The 19,141-nt window shown below is 61.1% G+C and carries 21 protein-coding genes; 19 read left to right on the top strand and 2 right to left on the bottom strand.

What is annotated here, in order from left to right:
- The first annotated feature begins 406 nt into the window (after positions 1 to 406).
- The 5 genes from ABTX60_RS39420 to ABTX60_RS39400 all read left to right on the top strand — a co-directional run bounded on the left by ABTX60_RS39420 (position 407) and on the right by ABTX60_RS39400 (position 4,539).
- The gene (locus ABTX60_RS39420) at positions 407 to 1,678 is read left to right on the top strand and encodes a hypothetical protein (protein ID WP_232509006.1); all 1,272 of its coding nucleotides are present in this window, start codon (positions 407 to 409) and stop codon (positions 1,676 to 1,678) included.
- 128 nt (positions 1,679 to 1,806) lie between these two features.
- Positions 1,807 to 2,445 carry a hypothetical protein gene (locus ABTX60_RS39415; protein ID WP_003944274.1) on the top strand — a complete coding sequence of 213 codons (639 nt, stop codon included), beginning with the start codon at positions 1,807 to 1,809 and terminating at the stop codon, positions 2,443 to 2,445.
- Positions 2,438 to 3,106 carry a TetR family transcriptional regulator gene (locus ABTX60_RS39410; protein ID WP_050794059.1) on the top strand — a complete coding sequence of 223 codons (669 nt, stop codon included), beginning with the start codon at positions 2,438 to 2,440 and terminating at the stop codon, positions 3,104 to 3,106. The genes ABTX60_RS39415 and ABTX60_RS39410 overlap by 8 nt, the downstream gene beginning before the upstream one ends.
- Positions 3,107 to 3,199: 93 nt before the next feature.
- The gene (locus tag ABTX60_RS39405; RefSeq protein ID WP_037131408.1) at positions 3,200 to 3,547 is read left to right on the top strand and encodes a hypothetical protein; all 348 of its coding nucleotides are present in this window, start codon (positions 3,200 to 3,202) and stop codon (positions 3,545 to 3,547) included.
- 188 nt (positions 3,548 to 3,735) lie between these two features.
- Positions 3,736 to 4,539, top strand: a complete 804-nt coding sequence (locus tag ABTX60_RS39400) for an alpha/beta fold hydrolase (protein ID WP_209922976.1) — start codon at positions 3,736 to 3,738, stop codon at positions 4,537 to 4,539.
- 12 nt (positions 4,540 to 4,551) lie between these two features.
- On the opposite strand, the gene ABTX60_RS39395 is transcribed toward ABTX60_RS39400, so the two are convergent.
- Positions 4,552 to 5,334, bottom strand: coding sequence for a helix-turn-helix domain-containing protein (locus ABTX60_RS39395; protein WP_003944262.1), 783 nt, complete (start codon positions 5,332 to 5,334; stop codon positions 4,552 to 4,554).
- Between the two features lie 266 nt (positions 5,335 to 5,600).
- Positions 5,601 to 6,047 carry a helix-turn-helix transcriptional regulator gene (locus ABTX60_RS39390; protein WP_003944235.1) on the bottom strand — a complete coding sequence of 149 codons (447 nt, stop codon included), beginning with the start codon at positions 6,045 to 6,047 and terminating at the stop codon, positions 5,601 to 5,603.
- Between the two features lie 236 nt (positions 6,048 to 6,283).
- On the opposite strand from ABTX60_RS39390, the gene ABTX60_RS39385 reads away from it, so the two are divergent.
- The 14 genes from ABTX60_RS39385 (at position 6,284) to ABTX60_RS39320 (ending at position 18,127) form a co-directional block, all read left to right on the top strand.
- Positions 6,284 to 6,988: an SAF domain-containing protein gene (locus ABTX60_RS39385; RefSeq protein WP_003944215.1), complete on the top strand. Its 705-nt coding sequence runs from the start codon at positions 6,284 to 6,286 to the stop codon at positions 6,986 to 6,988.
- Between the two features lie 99 nt (positions 6,989 to 7,087).
- Positions 7,088 to 7,792: a hypothetical protein gene (locus ABTX60_RS39380; protein ID WP_238704744.1), complete on the top strand. Its 705-nt coding sequence runs from the start codon at positions 7,088 to 7,090 to the stop codon at positions 7,790 to 7,792.
- Positions 7,789 to 9,438 carry an ATPase, T2SS/T4P/T4SS family gene (locus ABTX60_RS39375; RefSeq protein ID WP_209922974.1) on the top strand — a complete coding sequence of 550 codons (1,650 nt, stop codon included), beginning with the start codon at positions 7,789 to 7,791 and terminating at the stop codon, positions 9,436 to 9,438. Before ABTX60_RS39380 ends, ABTX60_RS39375 begins: the two co-directional genes overlap by 4 nt.
- Positions 9,435 to 10,319: a type II secretion system F family protein gene (locus tag ABTX60_RS39370; RefSeq protein ID WP_003944218.1), complete on the top strand. Its 885-nt coding sequence runs from the start codon at positions 9,435 to 9,437 to the stop codon at positions 10,317 to 10,319. Before ABTX60_RS39375 ends, ABTX60_RS39370 begins: the two co-directional genes overlap by 4 nt.
- On the top strand, positions 10,316 to 11,215 hold the full coding sequence (locus ABTX60_RS39365) for a type II secretion system F family protein (RefSeq protein ID WP_003944267.1): 900 nt from the start codon (positions 10,316 to 10,318) through the stop codon (positions 11,213 to 11,215). Before ABTX60_RS39370 ends, ABTX60_RS39365 begins: the two co-directional genes overlap by 4 nt.
- Positions 11,216 to 11,331: 116 nt before the next feature.
- On the top strand, positions 11,332 to 11,586 hold the full coding sequence (locus ABTX60_RS39360; RefSeq protein ID WP_003944212.1) for a hypothetical protein: 255 nt from the start codon (positions 11,332 to 11,334) through the stop codon (positions 11,584 to 11,586).
- A gap of 171 nt (positions 11,587 to 11,757) precedes the next feature.
- Positions 11,758 to 12,054 carry a hypothetical protein gene (locus ABTX60_RS39355; RefSeq protein WP_003944231.1) on the top strand — a complete coding sequence of 99 codons (297 nt, stop codon included), beginning with the start codon at positions 11,758 to 11,760 and terminating at the stop codon, positions 12,052 to 12,054.
- A gap of 37 nt (positions 12,055 to 12,091) precedes the next feature.
- Positions 12,092 to 12,406, top strand: coding sequence for a hypothetical protein (locus ABTX60_RS39350; RefSeq protein ID WP_209922972.1), 315 nt, complete (start codon positions 12,092 to 12,094; stop codon positions 12,404 to 12,406).
- Between the two features lie 38 nt (positions 12,407 to 12,444).
- Positions 12,445 to 12,858 (top strand): hypothetical protein, encoded by a 414-nt coding sequence (locus ABTX60_RS39345; protein ID WP_003944251.1) that lies wholly within the window; start codon positions 12,445 to 12,447, stop codon positions 12,856 to 12,858.
- Complete coding sequence (locus ABTX60_RS39340) at positions 12,855 to 13,307, top strand: pilus assembly protein TadG-related protein (RefSeq protein ID WP_003944245.1); 453 nt, start codon at positions 12,855 to 12,857, stop codon at positions 13,305 to 13,307. Before ABTX60_RS39345 ends, ABTX60_RS39340 begins: the two co-directional genes overlap by 4 nt.
- Positions 13,304 to 13,759 carry a TadE/TadG family type IV pilus assembly protein gene (locus ABTX60_RS39335; RefSeq protein ID WP_003944242.1) on the top strand — a complete coding sequence of 152 codons (456 nt, stop codon included), beginning with the start codon at positions 13,304 to 13,306 and terminating at the stop codon, positions 13,757 to 13,759. The genes ABTX60_RS39340 and ABTX60_RS39335 overlap by 4 nt, the downstream gene beginning before the upstream one ends.
- On the top strand, positions 13,756 to 16,926 hold the full coding sequence (locus ABTX60_RS39330; RefSeq protein WP_209922970.1) for a LysM peptidoglycan-binding domain-containing protein: 3,171 nt from the start codon (positions 13,756 to 13,758) through the stop codon (positions 16,924 to 16,926). The genes ABTX60_RS39335 and ABTX60_RS39330 overlap by 4 nt, the downstream gene beginning before the upstream one ends.
- A complete protein-coding gene (locus tag ABTX60_RS39325) occupies positions 16,923 to 17,489 on the top strand; it encodes a hypothetical protein (RefSeq protein WP_003944285.1) in 567 nt (188 codons plus the stop codon). Before ABTX60_RS39330 ends, ABTX60_RS39325 begins: the two co-directional genes overlap by 4 nt.
- An 11-nt stretch (positions 17,490 to 17,500) precedes the next feature.
- The gene (locus tag ABTX60_RS39320) at positions 17,501 to 18,127 is read left to right on the top strand and encodes a hypothetical protein (protein WP_003944273.1); all 627 of its coding nucleotides are present in this window, start codon (positions 17,501 to 17,503) and stop codon (positions 18,125 to 18,127) included.
- Positions 18,128 to 19,141: the final 1,014 nt, after the last annotated feature.

Below are 19,141 nucleotides of genomic sequence, written 5' to 3'. Positions count from 1 at the left end.
CATACTGTGGCAAGATAAACGAACATTGCCTGATTGCTCGCGTGCTACCAGCGAATTTCCGAAGCGCACCACGGTTCCCACGAACCAGCGGTCTGACCAGCCGCCAGACGGAAAAGAGTCTTCGATGACCACCAGCACCGCCGCACCACAGCGCACGTCCGAAATTCCCAGCAGCCGACGCGACTGCCGCTCCCCTGCACGCCAAGCGTCGGTAGCTAGACTGAAAACAGCCGGAATCCCCGCCCGGTCTACTACACCCAGTCGCGACGACGGGTGGTTCCAGACATCGCGACAATCGGGTTCAGGGGGACGTGACGGGCAGGCTTGGACACCTGCCCGTCACGTCGATACATCAGTCGACCTCGCAAACGTTCGCTACCACCTCAATGCTCTGATGTGCGCGGGAATGACAACCGAGCTGATCGCTCAACTCGCAACACTGCCCATCGCAACCATCCGGGCGTTGCGCAAGACGTCCACGACGTCAGCACCCCAACGTGTCGTCGACGCCGTACTTTCCATCACCTTCCACCCCAGCCGCGGCCGCGATCTCACCCCCGCAGTGGGAGCGCACCGGCGCCTACGCGCACTCAATGCAATGGGCTATGGAGACGAACTCTTGGCAGCGCGTCTCGGCGTCGACATCAACGTCGTCACCGGGATGCCGACCAAGAGCCTCATCCCAAGTGGCCTATGGAAGGCGATCGACAGCATCTACGACGAGCTGTCCATGCGCCCGGGCCCGGACGCCGAAATTCGTGAACAATCCCGCGCCGCCGGCGTCGTACCGCCACTCGGATGGGATGACGACGAAATCGACAACCCCAAGGCACGGAGTCAGGAACGAGTTCAACCACGCCAGGGAGCGGGAGCTGTTCCCGTTGACGAGGCAGTCGTGATTCGCCGGCTCGGTGGAGAACAGATGCCACTGCGCTTCTGCGAGCGACGCGAGATCGTGCGCATTGCGTTCGAGAAAGGTTGGTCTCCTGCCGAGCTCGCTGCAACGCTTTCCATCAAATATGACTCGGCAGTCACCGAATTGAGCCGCTACCGGCGCGCACTGGCGCGCGATGCAGCTGCCGACAGCGATTCATCGACAGAAGAGAGTGGCCCGCAGGAAACGACCGCTGAAGTCCTCGCTGTTCGTGACGAATCTGACGAACTGCCTCCTGTCGAGGCCCACTCGGGCCAGCAGCTGGAGCCGATCTTGCTCGACGAAGAATCGCCGGAAGAGGCGACATCGAGCGCTCGCGCGACGGTCGTGCTCGACGTGAGGAACGGCCGAGTTCTGTTGCCTGATTCTCTGTCAGGGCATAAGAATGGAGCGACACCGATCCGGCCTGCGTGCCATCTGCCGCGCACTCTGAGTAAGCGGCGCCCCGGAGTAGGAACTGGTGGTCGAATCATTCGCCATCAACCCACTCGAGACATGTTGCGCCCCAATATTACTGGTCGATTGTTCGGAGTTGATCAACATTTCAACGATGCAAAGCAGTGCTCGCAGTCGCTGTCGCCTTCGCCCGCACAGGCATCGCGGCTGCGCGGTCGACCCCTTTCAGGGACCGGCACGAAGGAATTCGTTCACGGCCACGCTGGCGGTCCGCCGCAGCGAAAGGCGGACGGAGGGAATCAACCGCAGGGATACGTGCGCCCGATCGACATCGCTGATAGCGGCTGAAGCGATTCTCGGCAATATTTCCGTTGAAAACTGAAAAGCATGCCAGGACAGTGCATTACGAATAGATCGTTCCTTACATATACAGGTATCTCCGGTCTCGACCTGAGAGCCCAGACGGGACCTTGCTCATGAACACGACATTCGCCTCCGCACTCAACACCATGACACCCGGCGACGCCGTGATGTGTCTTGCTGCCGGAACAGTCGAGCTCGCTCTCGATGACGCACCGGAATCGATGCGCTGGCAATGGTTCGCGGACCTCCTCGACTCGCAGTGGGGGCTGACCGGCAGACTCGGCCCGATCCTGACCGAGCAGATCATCTCCGAACTGGAGCAGGTTGCCCGCATGTGCCGCGCCTCCGCTCAGCATCCGTTAGACCCCCAGGGTTGGATATCGGCATACCAATCCACTGCAGTGCTGGTAGAAGACCCGGCGGTGGTCTCAGCGGACGCGCTGCACCTCGCACTTTCTGCCGTCAACGACATCGCGCTGGAAGCGACGGACACTTCGCACCCCGATTTCTCTGTCGCCGTCACGCTGGCATTCGAGGCACTGACATCGGCAGTGGACGTCGACCGCGAGGTGTCCAAAAGTTGGATTTTGACTGCAATCGGAGAATGGGTTACGAGGACAGAGTCAGCTCAGGCGGGCCTCCGATCGGCACAATCGTGCACCAATGCTGACAATAGGCAGATTGCCAACGCCTCCGTTGTTTCTGCAGGATGCAGCGAGAAGCCACTGCTGAAAGTGAGAGGGAATGCGTGAAACCATCGTCCAATCAGAGCCGTTGAGTCCAGGTCATATTCATTCGCCCAGCCCGTCCGACGTCGGGCGCGCGGGCAAAGGAAAGCTACGGCAAAAACGGTCGGAGATTACTCGCGAGAAAATCGTCGACGCTGCTGCCCGCCAATTCGATGCTTGCGGATTCGCCGCGGCAAGCATCAACGCCATCATTGAAAACGGGAACGTCACCAAAGGTGCACTATACTTTCACTTTCCCTCCAAAGAAGAACTGGCACAACAGGTTATCGAACGATGGTCCGCTATGGTGGATGAGGAGTATGCGGCTCTCGGAGAACCTGGCGATGGTTCCCCCTGCCGCCAGTTGGTGCGGTTCTGCAGCGAGGTGGCGCACCGCATCGATGCCGACCCTGGTCTGCGTGCTGGGTTGCTTCTCACTGTAGAACCCTCCCTCGCTGAGGGGAAGAGCGCATACCGGAAGTGGCGTAACAGTATTGATGAATTGGTTGTCCGCTCCATCGAGGCTGGCGAGATAAGGGCCGGCGGCGCAAGCCACCGATTGTCCGATCAGGTGTGCGCGACGTTCATCGGCGGCGCCCAAATCCAGTCGATTGACGTCAGCTCCCCGAATTTGCAAACACGGGTAGCGGACGTGTTTGAAGGACTGCCCGGCAACCCGGACTAGCCGAACTGCATCACCTACGAAAGACGTTCCAATGCAACGTATTTCTAGGGTACGCATCAGGAACTCAAGGAACTGTCGTATCCACGTTCGCACATGAGCAGGATCGAATCCGCGGTCACAATCCGCCTTGCGGAACACCAGGAAGCGTCAGGTATTGAAATGGCACATTCGGACTCGTCAGCATCGTTCCACGACAGGGAAGTCCAAGATCTCGGCTTCGTCGGCCCCGATCGCTACGATTTGGTGCGCATTCTCAGCGGCGGAGGCCCTTCAAGCGATCGCGATTCCTACTTACTCGAGGAATACGAGCGCCGCGACGCTTTAGCCCAGAAGTGGTATTACGAAGATAAGGCTGCGGGCATGAGACGCAATCTCACGGCTCTCGTCGTCCTCGGAGCCTTCCTGATCGTGGCGTCGTTCCTGCTTCCCTATCTCTTCTAAACAGCCGCCCCGCACCCGTGGTGCACGAGGTCATTCAAGGTACAGCCCGTCTCTCGCTGGTCGGGTTCCCCATCGGGACGCCGCACCGGGCCGGTCGCATGAGGCGGGCGTGTCCCTTTCAGTTCGCTCAGCGTCCTCGCCCTCGGCCACTGGTGGCGAAGGAATGCGTCACCCCTAGTATCAGGTTCGTGCCGAACGTGAGAACGCCCGACGCCGATATTTATTACACCGACAGTGGGGGAGCGGGTCCCGTTCTGCTGCTCGGTCATGGATTCTTCATGGATTCGTCGATGTTCGCCCCGCAGATCGATGCCCTCGCAGGCAAGGTCAGGGTGGTGGCCTGGGACTCTCGCAGGCACGGCCGTACAACCGATCCCGGTGCCGCATTCACGTACTGGGATTTGGCTCGCGACTCCCTCGCGGTCCTCGACGACCTCGGAGTCGAGACAGCAATCGTCGGCGGAATGTCGCAGGGCGGCTACACCGCGCTGCGGACTGCTTTGCTTGCTCCGGAGAGAGTCCAAGCGCTGCTGCTGCTCGATACCGAAGCATCTGCCTGCACCGATGACGAAAAGGCTGGATACAGGGCCATGTTCGATCAGTGGTGCAGCGATGCGCCGATCGAACCGCTTGTCGAAGCTCTGGCGCCGCAATTGATCGGTGGAGACTCACGAGAGTCGTGGGCGCCGTGGATCGAGAAGTGGACGTCGAGCGATCGTCGAGCGATTCGGCCGGCCGCGGAGTGCTTGATCGAACGCGACGATGTCGTCGACCGGCTGAGTGCCATCGCGGTGCCGGCCTTGATTGTCCGCGGTGAACACGACATGTCCGCGCCTGCGGCCAAAGCGAAACAGTTGTACGACCATTTGCCGCTCGCAGTTCCAGTCCTCACCATTCCCGGCGCAGGTCACGCGGCCAATTGGACTCACCCGCAGCCCGTGAACGAGACCATCGCAGCTTTCGTGACGATGGTCGAAACCGGCTGGCTGTAGAGGTTCGAGCAGCTATTGCGTTCCTGGGATTCGTACCCCTAAGTACATCTGGACGGGGTAGTCGCCGCGCATTTCCGTGTGTACTTGGACGTGAACGCGGTATTCCTCGCCGGTGTCGGCATCGCGCAGGTGCATGAATGGCTGATGCCGGCCGAATCGGACGTCCTCTTTGTCCCACAGGCGCCGAAAGGCGGGGAACTGGCTCAGTTCTTGCAGGGTTTCGATTGCCCATTCAGGGTTGTAATAGCGTCCCATCAACGCGCGGAACCAGTTCACCGTCAAGGCTGTCTCGGCTTCCCACTCCGCCATGACGTGCTTGGACTGTGGTGTGGAGAAGAGCCAGCGCAAAACATTGCCGTCGTCGAGAAGTCCTGGAAAGGCGCGATCGTAGGCAGCGTTGCATTCGATGACATTCCATCGCTCGTCCAGGTAGGCCACCAAATGTGGATTGAGCGCTGTGATCACCGTGCGCATCTCGGGTGTGACGAGTGATCGGTACTGGTCGATCGTCCACGGGGTGGTCGATGTTTCCCGTTCGGTTTGAGTGCGGCGAGCAAGGTTGTACAGGTGTCGGCGCTGGGCCGGATCGAGGCTGAGTACTCGGGAAACGTCTTCGAGGAATTTGACCGAAGGATGCGCAGATTCGTTACGTTCGACCTGCGTGATATGGCTCACGCTCCAGTACAGTTTCGCGGCAAATTCAGTCCTGGTCAGACCGCCCGGCTGCTGCGGCGTGGATCTGGTGCGCAACGCGCGAAGGTAATCGCCCAGGTTGGGCGGGCGGACGTTGTCCATGCATGACCTTTCGCGGGCATCTGTAACGGGACAAATACTCATCAGTAACGTGCGGCGAAAAGTCAATACTCGCAGGTAACACTCTTTAGTGGTACCGGCAACCCTCGTATCGGCCACACAAACCTGCTGTCCTGTTTCACAGAAGACTCTCAGCTGCGTGGCAGGCAGGAGAGTGAAACAGCAGGGAGAACGAGCTGGCACCGGGGCGGGGAGAACCTCGGAGTTTGCTCCAGAGGGGGATAGCCATGCCACGTGTACGGCGAGACTCAGGCAGGCGTTCCAGGCGGGCGATGCTTGGCCTTCAGATACGCGCGTTTCACCTGCGCCTCAGAAATCCCCAACGCTGCGGTCAATGCGGCCGCGATTTTGTCGGTGAGGGCGATCTCACCGCGTTCGATGCGCGTGATCGTCGTGGTCGTCAGCCCGCACACTTTGCCGAGCTGGGGTTGGGTAAGTCCGACCAAGCACCGATAGTCGCTCAGATAACGCTGCTCAGGATCCGTGACGACGACATCGCCGATCTCGATGTTCAACACTTTCGCAGCCCTGGCCAGGAAATCGATCTGAGGAGACGTGGCTCCGATCTCCCAATTGTGGATGGTCGCGGCCGTCGTGTCAGCCAGGCGGGCGAGATCGCCACGAGACATGCCAGCTGCCTTGCGAGCAACTGCGAATGCTTTTTTATCGAAGCCGCGCAGGACGTTGCGGCTCATCGGGTTGGTCCGTCCATCGCTAGACACCATGCCGCAACCCTTCTAATATGCCACCCAGATTGGCTTTTAGATTTGTCACCAAGATTGACAATAATTGTGGCGAACCTACGGCCACCGAAAAGCCGCAGCAAACCGTTCCGCAGCGCAGTTGACGCCAGCCAGTCCAGGTCCCGTCCTACTGTCCCCGTACGACCTGCCCACCTCGTCCACTCGTCCACTGTGAAGGACCACCACACATGGCATCCCTACTGACCAAAAAGATCGATTCCATCCGCTCGTCCGGTGACAAACCACCAGCACATAACGGCGCAGACCCGGATGGCCCACCTGATCTGACTACCCGTGCGCGTGTTCGTCGACGCCCGATCTACTTGGCCGTGGGCATTGCCCTTGTCGTCGTCGCTGTGATCGGGATGCTCGCCGCTGTGAGTGCTATGCGCGCCACCACGGATGTCCTCGTGCTCGCCCGCGACGTCCAACAGGGTCAAGTCATCGAGTCGAAGGACCTCACGGTGAAGACCGTCAACGTCGACGCGGACCTGGGTGCGCTCTCAGCAGGTGAACGCGGCCGTGTCATCGGCATGAGCGCCGGCACGCGTCTGCCGGCCGGATCCGTATTGATGCCTGCAGCTGTCACCGACCAGGTAGTACCCGGGGAAGGCCTGACGATGGTCGGCATCACCGTGGGATACCCACACCTACCGTCGGAAGCGATTGTCCCCGGAGACATGATCCGCGTCGTAGACACACCCCGCGAGGGCGACGATCCGCCCGTCACAGGACCCGTCAACACGAAGGCGCAGGTCTACTCGATGACCGTTATCGCGGAAGCGGGCGAAACCACTCTCAATCTGCTGGTCCCGGAAGCTGAAGCGAATTGGGTCGCGGCGCGTGCCGCGACGAAGCGCGTGTCCATCGTCCTCGACAACCGAGTGCGGTGACTATCGATGTATCTCGCACTCATCTCTGCATCCGGGGCGCCAGGGGTCTCCACGACAGCATTAGCTCTGGCCTTGAATTCACCGAGTAGCAACACGCTCTTGGTTGAAGCTGACCCCATCGGCTCCTCGCCGGTGCTCGCCGGATACCTGCTCGGAGGCCGCTACCACGACAAATCGTTGATCAACCTCGTCGACGCCAACCGTCACGGACGCCTCAAATCAGCGCTGGCCGCCGAGGTGATCACCTTCCCCGACACCACGGTCTCGGTTCTCCCCGGCCTTCTACATTCCGCTCAAGTCGACGCAATGCGCGCCGTCTGGAGCCCACTCGGAATCCACCTCGCAGGACTCGGGGTCGACGATGCCAACGTCATCGTGGACGCCGGCCGGATCGGACAACACGGCTCACCGGTGGAAATGATCGTCAATGCCACGACTATTGCCATCGTCACCCGCACTACTCGTCCGGCACTGGCAGCACTGCGAGCGTCGATCAACGGATTGCGTCAACAACTGTCCGCTACACAGTCCACGGCAAGCCTCGGACTGATCCTCATCGGCGAATCCCCGTACAACGCAGACGAAGTAGCCAAGGTCGCGGGACTCGATGTCATCGCGGTCATCCCGGATTCGAAGGACGCGCGGGTTTTCTCCGACGGTGAGGTGTTGACCAAGTGGCGCCGCCGTCGGTCGCTGTATCTGCGTGCACTGCACCGAACGACCTGGCCGAAGATCGAAAAATTCGCGGCCACCCACCAGGCCGACTGGAAGTCCAGCCTCGCCATGACAGGAGACCGACGATGACGACAGACGAGACAGCGCAGACTACGCACAAGAACATCACCGATCTCCCGTTCTTCTCCTCGACGCTTCCAATCGCCGATCAGCCCCAGACTGCCCCCGAACCAGTGGTGCCGGTGCCGGCAGAGACCGCTGATTTCTTCCGCACCAACAACCTTCACGACCTACCGCCAGCGCCGCGGCACAATGCCCCTGGTGAGGTCGTACAGTCGCAGCGGAGTGCGGCCCCGAAGATCCCAGTCGACCGAAAACTCGTCCGCACCCTGCAGCGAGAAGCGGCCGAGCTGCTGCGCGAACACCGCACCAAGCGTGACCGAGAGCTCAACGATCCGAAGAACACGAAAATCGTCGCTCCCTTCACCGCAGACGAAGAACGCGAATACGGGCGAGAAACAATCACCCGGCTGGTGAAAAACCACGTCCAACAAACGATCCGGTCCGGAGGCGAAACCTTCGATCTCAACCAGGAACACGCCCTCATCAAGGCGATCTTCGACGCACAGTTCCGCCTCGGACCCCTGCAAGACCTCGTCGAAGAACCCGACATAACAGATATCTACCTCAACGGCGACGCCGTGTACGTCAAATACCCCGACGGACACTACGAATCCAGAGACTCCGTCGTCGACAGCAGCGACGAACTCCTCGAATGGATGAGTCTGCTCGCATCCAGAGCCGACAACGGCGGCAGGCCCTTCTCCAGGATCAATCCCTCCCTCCGGCTCAACATGCAAGGCAACCACCGACTTTCGGTCCTCGGATACACCACCATCCGGCCCTCTGTCGCAATCCGCATCCACCGCCTGACCAACATCACCCTCGAACAACTCTCACTCGACCACCTCATGATGCCCCCAGAACTTGCACACATGCTCGGGTGCGCCATCCGAGGAAGAGCATCGACCGGAGTCGGCGGCGGAATGGGCTACGGCAAAACGACATTCGCCCGCGCCCTGGCCAACGCACTCCCCATCCAGACACGAATCGGAGTCGCCGAAACCGAACGAGAACTCTTCCTCGACGAACTCCCAGGCCGTCGAGACTTCATCGTCGATGCAGAAATGATCATGGGCGGCGGTGAACGCGGCGCAGACGGACAACTCGCCGGCGGCTTCAGTCTGAGCGCAATTCTCTACGAGTTCGTCCGCCAGGGACTCGACTTCCTCGTAGTCGGTGAAATCGCAGGCCTCGAGATCCTCGCTCTGGTCAAGGCCCTCCAAACGGCCAATGGCGGAATTTTCACCACCCACGCTTACACCGCACGCGGTGTCATCGACCGACTCGCCAACCTCGCCCAAGAGCCGCCGATGAACGCGTCAGCGGAATACATCGAGCGGCAACTCGCCGAACACGTCGACGTGATCGTTCAGCTGGCGACGAAGGTCAGGGTCAGCCGCGAAGGCACCACAACCGCAGTCCGATACGTCTCCGAAGTCGTCTACGTCGAACCTGGCGACACCGACAAGCTACCCAGCTTTTCCAACATCTACCGCGGATACTCCGACGGCACAGGCGTATTCGGCAGCATCCCGCAGCCGATGCTACGCAAGCTCCTCGCCGGCGGATTCAAGAAAGTGGACCTCCCTCCCGGCACTCTTCGGAGTTTCGACGAAGAACGCGATCTGTTCGACGACGAAGGAGCTGCATGATCATGTACCAACAAATCGGCGTCTTCCTCGTCCTGCTGCTCTGCGCAGGAGTCGGCTGCCTCGTCGTGGGGTGGAGGGACCGCCGCGACCCCACAGCCCCCACTCGCCAGCGCCGCCGAAAGGGCGAACGAGCAAAACTATCGGGCACCACCCAACTTCTCCTGGCCGTCGGAATAGGCGCAGGCGCCACCGTCTACTACCTGAGCGGATGGCTCTTCACGCTCTTCCTCGTCCCCGCCCTTCTCGTGGGTCTGCCCTACCTCCTGAGTCGACCGGAAGCCGAACACCAGATCAGTCGCTTGTCCTCGATGGACGAATGGACACGCAACTTGTCGAGCAGCATGCGAGCCGGCTCCGGAATCGAACACACCATCATCTCGACCCCCATCCCAGAAACGCTGAAAGACGAGATCACCGCCTTCATCAACAGGCTCCGCAACAATGTCCCACCCGCCGAAGCGGTCACACGATTCGCATCCGACCTCAACGACAGCGTCGGTGACAAGATCTGCGGCGCCCTCCTTCTCGCCATGCAACTGCGTGGTGTCGGCCTGGCCAACGTCCTCGAAGGCCTCGCCGAAGACGTAGGCGACACCGTCGCCCGCCGCCGCCGCATCGAAGCGGACCGCAAATCGACTCGAACACAAGCCAAATGGGTCACCATCATCACCATCGCCGTCCTCGCCGCAGCGTTCGCCTTCACAAACTTCATGGAGCCCTACCGTTCAGGCGGAATGCAGATCGTCCTACTGATCCTGCTGACGCTCTTCGCGGCGGACCTGTACTGGATGAAACAAGCCACCAAGCCGCCGGTCTACCCGCGGTTCATCGGAACCAACGACCGCGTCGAACGCACTGACCTCGTAGGAGCGCAGCGATGAGCATCACCATGACGATCATCGTCTACACCAGCGTCGGCACAATCGGCATCTACCTCGTGGCCCTGTACTTCCTGCGAGCCCAACCCGCCCTCACCGACGTGATGTCCAGAATGTCCGGACCCGCGCCGGAAAAGGCAAACACCGCAGGGACATCACTCGTCGACGGGCTCGCCAACAGGCTCGGCCTGCGCGTACACCCCTACCTACAAGACAGCCGATTCCTCACCCTCCCCACAGCGGACCTCTCACTGCTGCACAAAGATCCGGCGCACGTACTTGGCGAAAAACTTGTCGCAGCGTTCTTCGGCCTGCTGATCTTCCCGATACTCAACCTGGTCCTGACAGCGTTCGGACTGGGATTGGCATGGTCGATGCCGGCGATCCTCTCACTCGCGACCGCCGTCTTCCTCTTCATGATTCCCGACATCGACATCCGTCGACGCGCAGCTGCCGCTCGCGCCGAATTCGCACAGGCTCTCAGCTCCTACATCGACCTCGTCGCGCTATGCCGACGAGGCGGAGTCGGATCCACGCAATCCCTCGAGATCGCCGCCCAAGTCGGCGACAGCTGGGTGTTCCTCCGACTCGACGAGGAACTCTACGAAGCGGGCCGCTCCGGCGAAGCGCCCTGGAGTGCTCTCACACGCGTCTCGCAGCAGCTCGGACTCGCAGAACTCGGCGACCTCGCAGACATCATGACGATGACCGGTGACAAAGGCGCCAGCGTCTACACCTCACTGCGAGCCAAAGCCGCCAGCCTGCGCTCCGCACAAACCTCCGCTGAACAGTCCGCCGCCGTCGAGGCGACGGAGAAGCTCGCCATGCCCCTTGCCGGCCTCGCCGGCCTGTTCATGGCACTACTCCTGATCCCGGCGGTTTCCGTCATCAGCGGCTAACCAAACCCACGAAAGGAAATCCCTCTGAACAGGCAAAACGAAGAAGGACTCATCGACCGGACTCATCCAGTCCAGGACAACTGCTACACATCCAGCACACCAACAAGGAGCACACCATGACCACCAAAGCCATCACCACCACCCGCCGCGCAACCCGCGCCGCCATCACCTCCTACCTCACACTCACGATGATGTTCGTCGCCGCACTCGCAGGAAGCCTCCTGCAGCGTGCAGGCGGTAAGGGCTCGGACCGCGGCCCGTCCACCCTCGAATACGTCATCATGGCCGGAATCGTCGCCGTCGCGGCCATCGCTGCCGGCGCCGTAGTCGTCCAGAAGATCCAGTCCCGCGCCGACTCCATCCCCGACTGACACTGCACAACGCAGTTCGGGTGGAGGAGCAAAACACATGGCTCTATCGATCGCGCCGGGCGCTGGAGTGCAACGTAGCGTTCCAGCGCTCGGCTCATCGATGGCAACCCTGAGGGTCGGAAACCCCTTCTTCTGCCCCTCGCGCAACCAATCTGCGGGAAGGAGTCATCAATGTTCGCGTTGTCATTTGAGTTGTCAACCACGAAAGCGATTTTTGTCGGTATAGCAGTTGCATGCCTCCTGATACTCGGTGTTCGGCTCATCTTCAAAGACTGGGTCCTGCGGATGGAGAACATGTTCCTCTGGTGCCTATGGGGGCAGTACGTGCTGCTTCTGACCGCTGTGTTGTTCGGCCGGTGGCAAACATCTCTGACCGTGCTTGGTCTCGCCGCACTCGGAGTAGTGGCTCTTCACGGTTTCCGCTTCGTCGGCGAAGCGATTTGGTTTGACATCAAGCGGCGCAGATAACCGCGCGCCAACCCACAGAAAAGTGAAGGAAACGACGATGATCATCACAGTCGGCGTACTGCTCGTCACGATGGCTCTCTTGCTGGCGATAGAAACCATCATCGATGACCACTCCATGGCGTTCATTTACGCCCCCATGGCTGCGGCAATCATGATAATCGTCCTGCCGTTCCTGGCAACCGACCTGATTACCGACGAAAACACCTCCCGTGCAGCACGTTTCGGCACCTTTGCCGCAGCATTCCCCCTCTCCATAGCCTTTGTAGCCGCAGTGACATGTTCTGCCGTGTTCGTCCGCAACCGTGTGGAAACCAAACGCAGAATCGCAGCCCAAAGAGATCTCGCCACCTAACCCGACCCACCAACCGGACCGCAGAGAAACGGACAGTCATGACACTGGAACAGCTGATCGACCGGTGGCGCCACGACGACCGAGGGCCCACCACGCTCGTCACCGTCATCGCGATGGTCGCTTTCCTGATGATGTTCTCCGTAATGCTGCAAACCGCCCTGTTCTTCCACGCACGGGACGTCGCCAACACCTGCGCCGAAAAAGCATTGCAAGCCACACGTTCCCAGCAAGGGAACCAGGCGCTCGGGCTCGCTGCAGCGAACGCGTGCATCGCGAAATCCGGATCTGGTGACCTTCAAGCACCGGTCGTGTCGGTGAACAAGACACTCCGCGAAAGCACCGTCACGATCACCGGAAAGTCCCCGACCCTCGTACCGGGGCTGGAATTCGCTATCACCGTCGACCACACCAAACCCACTGAGCGCGTGACCAATCCCGGAGGTGTCGGATGAAGCTGAACCAGTGGATCAATCGCGCCCGCTCAAACGATCGAGGAGATGCAACCATCGAGTTGTGCCTCGCGATCGTCGTCCTCCTCGTCCTACTCGGTTGGATGTACGCGTACGGCATCAACCGCCAGGCACATCAGAAGGTCGAGCACGCCGCGGGAGAAGCCGCCCGAGCAGCATCACTCTCACGTACCGCCGCTCAAGCCAACCCCCTCGCATACCAAGCGGCCCTGGACTCGATGGATGGTCAAGGACTCAAATGCACGACGATGAACGTCAGCGCGGACACCTCCGGATTCCGCACTCGCCCAGGAGTATCCGCCACCGTCGAAGTCACCGTCAGTTGTGAAGTCTCCTACGACGCCCTCGGATGGCCCGGCGTCAGCGGAGGACGAACCATCGAGGTCACGGCAATCTCACCCATCGACACATTCCGGGAGCGCACCAGATGATCACCGCCCTGCGTAAGCGACTCACCTCCAGGCTCCCCGAAGAACGCGACAAGGGTTCCGTGACCCTGATGACCGTGATACTCGCCCCCATCCTCATATTCTTCGTGTGGGGACTCATCGTCGACGGCGGCGGAATGCACACCGCAGCTCAACGCGCCGACAACGTCGCCGAAGACGCCGCCCGCGCGTCCGGACAGCAGATCGTCGGAACACTCAGCGCGCGAGGCATCGATACGGTTGTCGACCCCGTACGCGCAGTGGCGGCCGCGAAACGCTACCTCGCCGACGCCGGTGTAGAGGGCGAGGTCATCCCCACCGGGCCTCGAACATTGCTGATCACCACCCGCATCATCTACGACAACAAGCTTTTACCCCTTGGTTCGAAAGTGATCACGGGCAGCGCAACCGTGAACCTCAACCGCACCAACGCAGGGGAGGTGTACCGGCCATGAGTACTCGCACAGTCCGATCCCGCCTCGCAGGACTCGGGTACCTCCTCATCCTGCTTCTGCTCGTGGCAGGGATCCCCGCAGCACTATGGGCATTGCGCGGAAATCCTCTCGACATCCCCTTCTCGGATTTCGAAAGTCTGCTCTCCAGCCCCGACGACGGCAGCCTCCTCGTCGCACTCCTGCCCCTCGTCGGCTGGGCCGCCTGGGCGACATTCACCCTCCCGATCCTCGTCGAACTCGCAGCCACACTCCGGGGCGTCAAGGCACCGAAGATCCGGCTACTCGGGTCGCAACAGAAAACGGCGACATTCCTCGTCAGTGGTGCACTTCTCCTGCTGACAGCCGGCACCGCAACCGCAACACCCGCACTCTCGCAACCAGCGGACAGCGCATCACCCGCGCCCTACGCACCGATCTCCGCACAACAAGACCCAAGCGGCCCCGCCCACACTCAGATGGACCCCCGCGCTGCACGGCCCGCAGTCCAACCCGCCGGCCCGACCGTGACCACCGTCCGCGGAGACACCCTGTGGGGACTCGCCCACACTCACCTCGGCGACGGAAGGTTGTTCACCGAACTGCTCGAACTGAACAAAGACGTTGTGCCCGAAGCAGGATTCCTCGCAGAGGGAATGACGCTGCAACTCCCCGCGACAGCCCAGGACGTCGTACAAGGCGCCTACACCGTCCAAGCTGGAGACACACTCTGGGACATCGCCGACCGAGAGCTCGGCGACCCTGTGCGCTTCTCTGAGATCACCACTGCGGACGGGGCGCCAGCCGGAGACCTGATCACAGTCGGACAGCAATTGATCATTCCGTCCGCGTCCGCCCAAACACCTGCGCCGGCAGCGGAGGCAGCACCCCAGCCGGCGGCCGTACCTGCGCCGGCGGTGGCACCCGAACAAACCCCCCAGACGCAGGCACCCGACCCTGCACCGCAGCCCCTCCCAGAAGTTGCCGCAACACCGACCTGGCAACTCGACCCCGCCGAACCTCAGATGCCCGCAAATCTGACTCCTGATGCACCTGCACCCGCGATCACCGCCGACACAGAAGACGACTCCACCAACTCATCCGACATCGTCTACATCGCCCTCGGCATCTCCGCGCTCGCCGCCGCCGGCCTAACCGGCCACCTCGCACTACGCCGCCGACAACAACAGCACCGCCGCCGCCGCGGCGAACGCATCGCCCTACCCGCCAAAGAAGCAATCCTCGCCGAACAAGCACTGACCGCCGCCGTCGATCCACTGACCACCGCTCACGTCGACACCGCACTGCGGAACCTCGCACAGCACTGCCGAACAAACGAAACCCCCATCCCCAGACTGCTCGCAGTCTTCATCGGCGACGACACCATCGAACTCGGACTACTCGAGGAAATCTCCCTGCCCCAACCCTGGATGCAATCAGACGACGACACGTGGATGGTCGACCCACGGACGTTCCCTCGCTCCACCCCGGACATCGACGTCAGCCCATACCCAGCCCTAACCGCAATGGGAACCAGCGACGACGGACGAGAACTCATGCTCAATCTGGAGGAAATCGGGCACCTCTCCATCACCGGCACACCCACCGCCACCGCAAACGTGCTGCGCGCGATGGCCGTCGAGCTCGCCGTATCCCCCCTAGCCGATTCCCTCCACCTCAACGTCGTCGGATACTGCAGCGACCTCGCAGACGCAGTGAACACCGGCCGAATCACGCACTCAGACAACACCGACGAGGTGTTGACGCGCTTGGCCCGCCACCTCGAACGCGACGCCGACATCCTCGACGAGAACGACATCGAATCCATCGCACACGCACGGAGCGTGTACGAAACCAGCGAGCTGACCGCTCCGGAAATCGTCCTCATCTCCGACCCGCTGACAGCTGAACAAACAGAAATCCTCGCCGCAATCGCCCAGAACGCACCGCGGATCGCGTTCGCCGCAGTCACGACACAGAACTCGAACACTCGCTCCGACTGGACACTCGACGTCGCCGACGACGGCACCGCAACACTGGTCCGCCCAGGTATCGCATCAGCACAGCTCACTGTCACAACACTCGACGAAACCAGCTACGACAGCATCGTCAGTCTGTACGCCACCACCACACATGATCCTTCCCCAGCTGCCGAACCCCAGGCTGCAGACTTCGGGGACTTCGGTTGGGAGGGGGCACGTCTCGACTTCGACATCACGACCGAAAACCTCATCACCAGCGCCGACCCTGCGGCGTTCACGGTAGTTCGCAACGACGACAACGTATTCGAGGAAAACAACTCCGAGACAGTCGGTGACACCGAAACCGAGACCACCGCGTCCGAGCCTGACGTCCCCACAACCCCACACATCTGGATCCGCGTCCTCGGAGAACCCACCCTCACCCCACTCACCCCAGGCTCAACGGACCGCGAAAACTCACGAAGCCTCACCGAAATCGCCGCCCTACTCGCATTCAGCGACGACGGCGTACCCGCAACTGAACTCACCGCAAAAATGTGGCCCCACGACGTCGAACTCGTCAACACGGCCAGCACTGAAGCAGAAGCGAAAACAGCAAAGGTACGGCTCCGCAGCCGCCGCAACCAAGCAGTCACACGACTACGCAGCTGGATGGGAGACACCGACACCGGAGACGCAGCGCTCATCAAATCCGGAGACAAAACCGGCCGAACACCACTCCGCCTGCACCCCTCAGTAACCACAGACTGGGACTACTGGAACCACCTCGTCGACGCACACCCAGCCACGACGACAACCGAACGCCTCCAAGCCGCACTCACACTGGTAACCGGTCAACCCTTCACCAGCGACGACCCCACCGCATACCGATGGGCAGATCACACAAAGCAAGAAATGATCTCCGCAATCACCGACGTCGCAGAAGAACTCGCCGGCCGCTACATCCGCGGCGAACAAGTCACCCAGGACCTCGACGCAGCAGGAAAAGCAGCCCAGACCGGCCTCACAGTCGACAGTGCCCACGAAGGCTGCTGGCGAGCGGCCATCATCGCCACCCACTTCTCCGGAGACGTCGAAACCACCCAAACCCTCATCGACACCCTCAAAAGCGAACTCGACGAACTGCAAGTCGACGCACACCCCGAAACCAACGAACTCCTCAGACAGCTCGACACCACCACCGACTATCGAATCGGAGCCGCATCATGAACCGCCGCCTCGCAGCCGTCTTCACCCTCGCCGCGGCGGCATGCCTGACCGCAAGCTGCAGCATCCTCAGCCCCGAGCCCGGCACCCTCGACACCAACAACGGCCCCACCTTCACCGGCCCCCCAGGATCGGGAAAATCACCCGAACAACAAGCAGGAGAAGGCGCCCTCGCGAAGATCGGCGAGTACTACACCGTGCTCGCACGATTGAACTCCGACCCCACCGCCCCACTCTCCGAACTCGATACCGTCGCAGCCGGACGCTTCCTCGACAGAACCAAAAAAGAGATCACAACCAGCCGCAACGGAAACCCCACGCCACCAAACGATCTCAAAGTACTCAAAAACGTGATCACCAAACACGACATCCCCATCGACGAAAACGGCGCCCCAACCGCAGGAACAGCCACCCTCCAAATGGACGTCTGCATCAGCAAACCTGTCGACAAACTCGAACTCGGAAAACCGATCCTGACCAACACCGCGTGGCCCGACCCAGCAGGATGGAGAGTCACAGCCGACTACACACAACCCGGAACCCCCTGCAGCGCCGGAAGCTTCTAGGAGACAACAACATGACCCACAACACAATCCGACGAACCACAGCAGCAGCCCTCGCCGCCGCAGCCCTACTAGCCGCCGTCGCAGCCTGTTCCGACAAAACCGACGACCCCAACGTCACCCTCACCTCCACCGCAGACCCCGCATTCGGTGGCCCAGACGGCACAGCCACAGCCAAGACACCAGATGAACAAGCACGTGCCCAGGCGCTCGCCAAGGTGAACGACTACTACGCGCTGTTGGGGAGTGTAGAAGCAGATCCCGCCGCATCGACAGATGCGATCAGCACTGTTGCTGCAGATCCGGTCCTGTCGGGACAGGTCGGAAACATCACTCTCCGGCGTTCGCAAGGAATCACCAGTACTGGAGCGATAACTGTTGTCAATTCCTCGGTTTCGGATCTCGAGGTTCCTGTTGACGAGAACGGAAAGCCTAGGACCGAGCCGGCGTGGGTACATGTGCAAGCTTGCACGGATATCTCGGGTTGGGAGAACAAATACCAGGACGGAACCAGTGCAATGAAGCCCGACCGTGGGCAGTTCGAGTCCACCGCGATCACTGTCCGAAACCCTGAGTGGCCAGACGCGAATGGCTGGCGGGTTACAAGTCAAACAGTTGAGAAGGTGTCATCATGCGGCTAGCAATGAGAGCATTCGTCACTGCGGCACTCGTTTGCGGAGTGGTGGTTACGGGCGGTAGTCAGTCCTCATTCGCCCAGCCCGGTGTGGGAGGGGCCGGCTCCGATGTGTTCGTAACGCCTGGTGGCGCGAACGTCACTGTCGGTGGTGGTTACATCAGCGCGCCCTCGGGCGGCGGTGGCGGGGCCGGTAATGCTGGTGGCGCGGGCAACGCCGGTGGTGGCGGTGGTGGTGCAGGGACGAGCGGCGGTGGTGCCGCCGCTGCAGCGAATAATGGACCGGCTGTACTTGAACGTCGCAGCTGCAGCAATCTCCGAAACAACTGTGACGCTGCGCCAGCCGCACCAGGGATTGATGTTCCTCCGACACCACCGTCGATGGCGGAGATCATGAATACCGTGTCGATGGCTGTCACCGCGATGCAGTTGGAGAAGCCTGAGATGTGCATGACACCCGAGCCTGCAAATTCTCCTGGCGGCCGAACCGGTCTCGTAGGGCGCGAGGCGTGGATCTATTTCTGCCCCAACGGAGCATCGACGAGACCCGCTCAAATCGGGCCCGTAAACAGGGTCGCAACCGCCGGCGTCGTCACAGTCACCGCGAACGCAGTAAATTCTGGAGTGCTCGTAAATTGGGGCGATCGTTCCGCGCCCACCTTTTGTGCGGGTGCGCTCTTGCCGTTTACTCCTTACACCGACGCAGTCGATGCGAGTCCGATGACCCCGCCAAGTGGAATGCCCTCTCCGACTTGTGGACATCGAATTGAGCGCAGCTCAGAGACGGAGCCTGGCGGAGTCCACAATCTCAGCGTGACAAGCAATTTCGTGGTGACATGGACGGCGGTCTTTCCAGGTGGTGGCACAGGTGGAGTGATGCCAATACCGTTGACATCTACCTATCAGCAGCGAATTGGCGAGTTGCATGTCAATGGCCACGAAGTTCTCCCCGTAGGCGGCCAGTAGTTCTCCCCGCTGGTGGCCACGGGTTCTCCCCGGTGGCGGCCAGTTGTTTTTCCCC

This window comes from Streptomyces sp. NPDC126510, from assembly GCF_040302345.1.
Taxonomy (GTDB): Bacteria; Actinomycetota; Actinomycetes; order Streptomycetales; family Streptomycetaceae; genus Streptomyces.
This window is presented reverse-complemented; position numbering and strand designations above follow the sequence as displayed.

Coding starts and splice junctions, on each gene's coding strand:
- ABTX60_RS39420 (WP_232509006.1), top strand. CDS start 407: ATGACAACCGAGCTGATCGCTCAACTCGCAACACTGCCCATCGCAACC.
- ABTX60_RS39415 (WP_003944274.1), top strand. CDS start 1,807: ATGAACACGACATTCGCCTCCGCACTCAACACCATGACACCCGGCGAC.
- ABTX60_RS39410 (WP_050794059.1), top strand. CDS start 2,438: ATGCGTGAAACCATCGTCCAATCAGAGCCGTTGAGTCCAGGTCATATT.
- ABTX60_RS39405 (WP_037131408.1), top strand. CDS start 3,200: ATGAGCAGGATCGAATCCGCGGTCACAATCCGCCTTGCGGAACACCAG.
- ABTX60_RS39395 (WP_003944262.1), bottom strand. CDS start 5,334: ATGGACAACGTCCGCCCGCCCAACCTGGGCGATTACCTTCGCGCGTTG.
- ABTX60_RS39390 (WP_003944235.1), bottom strand. CDS start 6,047: ATGAGCCGCAACGTCCTGCGCGGCTTCGATAAAAAAGCATTCGCAGTT.
- ABTX60_RS39385 (WP_003944215.1), top strand. CDS start 6,284: ATGGCATCCCTACTGACCAAAAAGATCGATTCCATCCGCTCGTCCGGT.
- ABTX60_RS39375 (WP_209922974.1), top strand. CDS start 7,789: ATGACGACAGACGAGACAGCGCAGACTACGCACAAGAACATCACCGAT.
- ABTX60_RS39370 (WP_003944218.1), top strand. CDS start 9,435: ATGATCATGTACCAACAAATCGGCGTCTTCCTCGTCCTGCTGCTCTGC.
- ABTX60_RS39365 (WP_003944267.1), top strand. CDS start 10,316: ATGAGCATCACCATGACGATCATCGTCTACACCAGCGTCGGCACAATC.
- ABTX60_RS39360 (WP_003944212.1), top strand. CDS start 11,332: ATGACCACCAAAGCCATCACCACCACCCGCCGCGCAACCCGCGCCGCC.
- ABTX60_RS39355 (WP_003944231.1), top strand. CDS start 11,758: ATGTTCGCGTTGTCATTTGAGTTGTCAACCACGAAAGCGATTTTTGTC.
- ABTX60_RS39350 (WP_209922972.1), top strand. CDS start 12,092: ATGATCATCACAGTCGGCGTACTGCTCGTCACGATGGCTCTCTTGCTG.
- ABTX60_RS39345 (WP_003944251.1), top strand. CDS start 12,445: ATGACACTGGAACAGCTGATCGACCGGTGGCGCCACGACGACCGAGGG.
- ABTX60_RS39340 (WP_003944245.1), top strand. CDS start 12,855: ATGAAGCTGAACCAGTGGATCAATCGCGCCCGCTCAAACGATCGAGGA.
- ABTX60_RS39335 (WP_003944242.1), top strand. CDS start 13,304: ATGATCACCGCCCTGCGTAAGCGACTCACCTCCAGGCTCCCCGAAGAA.
- ABTX60_RS39330 (WP_209922970.1), top strand. CDS start 13,756: ATGAGTACTCGCACAGTCCGATCCCGCCTCGCAGGACTCGGGTACCTC.
- ABTX60_RS39325 (WP_003944285.1), top strand. CDS start 16,923: ATGAACCGCCGCCTCGCAGCCGTCTTCACCCTCGCCGCGGCGGCATGC.
- ABTX60_RS39320 (WP_003944273.1), top strand. CDS start 17,501: ATGACCCACAACACAATCCGACGAACCACAGCAGCAGCCCTCGCCGCC.